We start from the raw sequence: 5590 nt of genomic DNA on the forward strand, positions 1-5590 counted from the left end.
ACGTGGCTGGCCACCCCGTGTGCGGCCAGGTGGGCGGCGAGCGCTTCGCGGGCGTCGGCGAGGACGGTGTAGACGTAGAAGCAGCGGCCGTCCGGGTCGGGGGGCGGCGGGGTCACCCCGCGGTCGGCGAGCGGGGTGAAGCGCTCGGTGTAGTAGGCGGCGATCTCGGCCCGCCGGGCAAGGCGGGCCGGGAATCCGGCGTAGCGGTGGGTCTGGAAGGCCGCCTGGATCTCGTCGAAGCGGCTGTTGACGCCGATGGTGTGGTGGACGAACCGGCGTCCGGCGTGCTGGCCGTGGTTGCGCAGCGTCCGCACCCGCTCGCCGAGCGCCGGGTCGCGGGTGACGACCACACCGCCCTCGCCGGGCATGCCGCACGTCTTGACCTGGACGAAGGAGTAGACGCCCGCCTCACCCCACAGTCCGGCTCGGACGCCGCGCAGCACGCCGCCCTGGGCGACCGCCGAGTCCTCCGGGAGGCGCAGTCCGTGCCGCCGGGCCAGTTCGGTGAAGCGGGGCATGTCGGCCATCACGGAGAACATGTGGGCGGGCATCACGGCCTTGGTGCGCCCGGTGACGAGCCGTTCGGCCGCGTCGGGGTCCATGGTCATGGTGTCGGGCCGGATGTCGGCGAAGACGGGGGTGGCTCCGGCGTCGACGACCGCGGAGGCCAGGGGCGCGCAGCCGAAGGCGGGCACGATCACCTCGTCGCCGGGGCCGATGTCCATGGCCCGCAGCACCAGGAAGAGCGCGGAGGTGCCGCTGGAGCAGGCGACCACGTCGGCGGCGCCGAGGTCCGCGCGCATCAGCTCTTCGAAGGCGGCGGTGCGCGCGCCCAGGATGAAACGTTGCTCCGGGTCGAGGCCCACCTCACGGACCAGGGCGATCAGCGCGGTCCGGTCGGCTTCGAAGAGGTCGGGCGGGAAGAAGGGGACGGCGGTGGGGGGCGCTGCGGTCATGCGGTGGTCCTCGTCGTGGCGAGGAAGGAGCCGATGGTGTCGCAGACGCGGTCCAGGTCGCCGGGGTCGAGATCGGGGTGGAAGGGCAGGGCCACGGCGCGCCGGGCCGCCGCCTCCGCGTGCGGGAAGGCGCCGGGCCGGTGGCCCAGGTGGGCGAAGGCGGGCTGGTGGGGCAGCGGCAGGGGGTAGTAGACCTCGGTGCCGATGCCCTGTCCGTCGAGGTGGGCGACGAGGGCGTCCCGGTGCTCCGTCTCGATCAGGTAGACGTAGTGCACGTCCCGGTCGTCCGGTCGCTCGGCGGTGGTCCGCGGCAGCCGGACGATCCCGGGCACGTCCCGCAGCCGGGCGGTGTAGGCGGCGGCGAGTTCGGCGCGGCGCGCGATCTGCTCCTCCAGGACGGTCAGCTTGGCGAGCAGGACGGCCGCCTGGATGTCGTCCATCTTGCTGTTCACGCCCGGCAGCGCGCTCTCGGTGGAGATGGCCGGGAAGTCGTTGAGCGTACGGCCGGTCCTGCCGTGGTGGCGCAGGGCCGCGACGGTGTCCGCCACCTGCGGGTCGTCGGTGAGCACGGCCCCGGCGTCGCCGAGCGCGCCGAGCGTCTTGGAGGGGAAGAAGGACAGGACGCCGCCCGCGCCGTGCAGGCCCGCGTGGACGCCGTGCCGGCGCATGCCGATCGCCTCGGCGCTGTCCTCGACGACCGTCAGGCCGTGCCGCCGGGCGACGGCGCCGATGGCCGCCATGTCGGCCATGGTGTGGAAGAGGTGCACCGGCATCACGAACCGGCTGCGCGGGGTGACGGCGGCGTCGAGCGCTGCGGGGTCCATCGCGTGGGTGCGCGGGTCGATGTCGACGAACTCCGGGTGCCCGCCCGCGAGTACGACGGCGGAGGCGGTGGCGAAGAAGGAGTACGCCGGCACCAGGACTCCGTCGCCGGGGCGCAGTCCGCAGGCGCGCAGCAGGAGCACGAGCGCGTCGGTGCCGCTGTTGACGCCGATCACATGCCGGGCGCCGGTGTAGTGCGTGAGCGCCGTCTCGAGCTGTCCGACCTGTTGTCCGTGGCTGAATTTGCCACTGCGGAAAACGTCCTCCAACGCGTTTTCGATGGTCGGCCACAATTGTTCGAAAGTGGCGACCTGAGAGAAGAAGGGAATCGGTTCGGCCGTTCCCGAAGTGGTCGGCGACGCGTGCCCGGCCCGCGCCCGGAGCTGTCCACTGGAAGGCAATTCTCACCCGCCTCATCGTTTCTGTGGATTGACCGGCAACGCTAGTCGTACTTCCCGTCGGCGGAGAAAGGAAAGGATCATCTTCACACTTTGTGGGTAACGGGGTTCCGGATCACTTGACCCTTTCCCGGCCCGGCCGCAATAGTCTTGCGGCGCAACGGAGTTGTGCGCGACGCGACGCGAACCGCGTGTTCCACGCCCGATGTTCTCCTTCCTCTTTTCTCCCAGGAGGCCCTGTGCTGCAGCCCCTCGTGGTCGGGCTCGGCCGCTCCGGCTCCGGACTGCACCTGAGGACGCTTATCCGGCTGGCCCGGCGCACCGCGGACGCGGGTGGTCCGCTCGTCGCCCTGCCCGCGGTCGGCTGCGACCCGCGCGCCGGCGCGCTGCGGGTGCCGGGCGCGCCCGGCGAGGTCACCGTCGTCAGCACGCTGGACCAGGCGCTGGACCAGGTGGATCCGGCCGCGACGGTGGCTCATGTGTGCACCCCGCCCCGGCTGCGCCACGAGGTGGTCGCGCGCCTGGCCGGACACGGCGTGCGCCGGCTCGTCGTGGAGAAACCCCTCGCCGCCTCCGCGGCGGAACTCGACGCCCTGGTGCGGCTGCGCGAGCAGGAGGGCCTCGACCTGGCGGTCGTGGCGCACTGGACCAGCTCCCGGCTCGCCGGCCGGCTGCGCCGCCTGATCCGCGGCGGACGGCTCGGCCCGCTCCGCCGGATCACCGTGGACCAGCACAAGCCCCGCTTCCTGCGGTCGCTGACCACGGACGGGCACCCCACCGCCCTGGACGTGGAGATCCCCCACTCCCTGGGGCTCGCGCTCGATCTGGCCGGCCCCGCCGAACTCCGCGCCGCGCGCTGCTGGGACCTGCGCCTCGCGGACCGGGCGCTGCCCCGACTCGGCGGCGCCCACGTGGAGTTGGCACACCGCTCGGGGGTGAGCACCCTGCTCCGTTCCGACCTCGGCGCACCGGTCAGACAGCGCAGCGTCGTCTGCGAGTTCGAGGGCGGCACGGCCACCGCGCACTTCCCGCTGAGCGAGGACGACGACCACGCCCAGCTCGTCGTGTCCCCGTTCGGCCACGGTACGGCGTGCGCACCGGACGGCGAGGGCGAGGCCGGCCACCACGTCTTCCGCGACGACGCCCTGACCGACTTCCTCGAGTGCGCCTACCGGAACTTCGCCTCCGGGACGGCGGGAGCCGCGAACTTCCCGCTCGCCTGTGCGGCCACCCGGCTGCTGTGCGCGGCCCGCGAGCACTGCGCCGCCGTACCGCAGGCCCCCGCGGGGAGCCGCTGACATGCCCGGACAAAACACCGCGGGCCACGGCCCGTTCGGGCCGCTGACCGGCATCGGGGACGAGGCCGCGCCCGGCGCCGACGGTCAGCTGGCCGCCCTGCGCCGCCTGGGCTGGACGACCGTCGAACTGCGCAACATCGACGGCACCGCGCTGGCCGACCTCTCCCCCACCGCCTTCGGCGCGCTCACCCGGCGCCTGGCGGACGCGGGCGTCACCGTGACCGCCGTGGCGTCCCGGATCGGCAACTGGTCGCGCCCGATCACCGGCGACATCGGCCGGGACCTCGCCGAACTCGATGTGCTCGCCGAGCGGTGCGCCGCTCTCGGCTGCCGACTGGTGCGGATCATGTCGTACCCGAACGACGGCCTCGCGGAAGGCGATTGGGCGGACCGCGTGCTGGCCCGCACCGCCGTCCTCGCGGACCGCGCCGAGCGGGCGGGGCTGGTGCTCGTGCACGAGAACTGCGCGGGCTGGGCCGGGGACCGGGCCGACCGGGCGCTGCGGCTGCTGCGCGCCGTCGACAGCCCGGCGCTGCGTCTGCTGTTCGACACCGGCAACGGCGTCCCGTACGGCTACGACGCCCCCGCGATGCTCCGCGACCTCGCCCCCCATGTCGCCCACGTCCACATCAAGGACGCCGTGCGCCTGCCGGACGGCTCCACCGCCTACACCCTGCCCGGCGAGGGCGAGGCCGGGGTGGCGCGGTGCCTGCGCATCCTGGCGGACCACGGTTACACCGGAGCGCTCTCCCTCGAACCGCACCTCTGCGTGCGCCCCCACGAGGGACTGAACCGGGCCGGCGCGGACGCCGCCGATCTGTTCGTACGGGCCGGACAGGCGCTGGCCGCGCTGCTGGACCACGCCTCGCCGGACGGCCCGGCGTGAGCGCTCTGTTCACCGGCCGGCACCGCGAACTGCTGCTGGACCTGCTGCGCCTGCCGAGCGTCAATCCGCTGGAGGCCGGACCGGAGGATCCGCCGTCCCGGCTGCCGGACGCCCTGGAGCGCTATGCGGCGGCCGCCGCGCGGGCCGGGTTGCGCACGGTCCGCCTCGCCGCACCGCGCGCCTCCTGCCTGGACCGCCCGGACGTGCCGGCCACGGTCCGCGCCGCCGCCCGCGATCCCCGGTTCCTCGCCGGTCAGCCCAGTCTGCTGCTGCGGCTGGGGCCCGAACGCCCCCGTGCGGACACGGTGCTGTTCAACGTGCACCTGGACACCGTCGCCGGGCACACCCCGCCGGTCTTCGACGGCGCGCGGTTCACCGGGCGGGGCGCGGTCGACGCCAAGGGGCCCGCCGTCGCGCTGCTCGCCGGACTGGAGGCCGCCGCCTCCCACCCCGCCGTCGGGCGGGACGTCACCGTGCTGCTCCAGGCCGTCGCCGGGGAGGAGGGCGGGGCCCTGGGCACCTACGGCACCCGCCCGCTGCTGGAGGCCGGGCACCACGGGCGGCTCAACGTGTTCTGCGAGCCGACCGGCCTGCGCGCGCTGCCCCGGGCCACGGCCGCCATGACCGCGCGGATCACCGTCGCGGGCGAGGACGCGGTGGACGACCGCCCGGACGCCGGGCACAACGCCACCGTGCTGCTCGGCTTCCTCGCCCAGCACCTCGCCGCCCGGCTGGACGGTGCCGTGCCCGGCACCCGGGTCTGCGTCGCCGGGCTGCACACCGGCCGCATCCACAACCGCGTCCACGGCACCGGCACGCTGCTGCTGAACCTGTCGTACCGGCGCACCCGCGACGGCGCGGCCCTGGAGACCGCGGTGGACGGGCAGCTCGCCGACGGCCTGCGCCGCTTCGGCGAACTCTTCGGCTCCACCCGGGAGTTCGCCCGCACCGCACGGGACGCGGCCCGTATCACCCGGCTCGGCTGGGACAAGCGGGGGCTGCCCGCCCTGGACAACCACGACCCGTGGGCCGAGGCCCTGCTGGCCCGGGCGGGCGCCCGGCCTCCGGCCGACGACCCCGGTTTCACCTGTGACGCCGTCTGGGCCGCGGGGCTGGACGGCGCCTTCACCGCCGTGCTGGGCCCCGGCTCGCTCGCGGCCAACCGCGCCCACGCGCCCGGCGAGTTCGTCGACCTCGCCGATCTGGAGGACTTCGCGGACGTCGTACGAC

The 5590-nt window shown here is 74.6% G+C and carries 5 protein-coding genes; 3 read left to right on the top strand and 2 right to left on the bottom strand.

Going from position 1 to position 5590, the window contains the following annotated elements; genetic code table 11:
• Together FRZ03_RS06435 and FRZ03_RS06440 are read right to left on the bottom strand one after the other, a co-directional pair.
• The coding region (locus FRZ03_RS06435; RefSeq protein WP_146464172.1) for a DegT/DnrJ/EryC1/StrS family aminotransferase at positions 1–956 on the bottom strand (956 nt) is incomplete at its 3' end.
• Positions 953–2047, bottom strand: coding sequence for a DegT/DnrJ/EryC1/StrS family aminotransferase (locus tag FRZ03_RS06440; protein WP_315902623.1), 1095 nt, complete (start codon positions 2045–2047; stop codon positions 953–955). The genes FRZ03_RS06435 and FRZ03_RS06440, both read right to left, overlap by 4 nt.
• 368 nt (positions 2048–2415) lie before the next feature.
• On the opposite strand from FRZ03_RS06440, the gene FRZ03_RS06445 reads away from it, so the two are divergent.
• From FRZ03_RS06445 to FRZ03_RS06455, 3 genes are all read left to right on the top strand, one after another.
• Positions 2416–3474: a Gfo/Idh/MocA family oxidoreductase gene (locus FRZ03_RS06445; protein ID WP_146464168.1), complete on the top strand. Its 1059-nt coding sequence runs from the start codon at positions 2416–2418 to the stop codon at positions 3472–3474.
• 1 nt (position 3475) lies between these two features.
• Entirely contained in the window at positions 3476–4360 is an 885-nt protein-coding gene (locus tag FRZ03_RS06450) for a sugar phosphate isomerase/epimerase family protein (protein WP_146464169.1), read from the top strand.
• A partial coding sequence (locus FRZ03_RS06455; RefSeq protein ID WP_146464170.1) for a M20/M25/M40 family metallo-hydrolase occupies positions 4357–5590 on the top strand: 1234 nt, incomplete at its 3' end. The genes FRZ03_RS06450 and FRZ03_RS06455, both read left to right, overlap by 4 nt.

The organism is Streptomyces misionensis, assembly GCF_007896895.1.
Classification (GTDB): Bacteria; Actinomycetota; Actinomycetes; order Streptomycetales; family Streptomycetaceae; genus Streptomyces; species Streptomyces misionensis_A.

Bases quoted from the DNA above. Each gene is read 5' to 3' on its own strand.
- FRZ03_RS06450 (WP_146464169.1), top strand. From the start codon at position 3,476: ATGCCCGGACAAAACACCGCGGGCCACGGCCCGTTCGGGCCGCTGACC.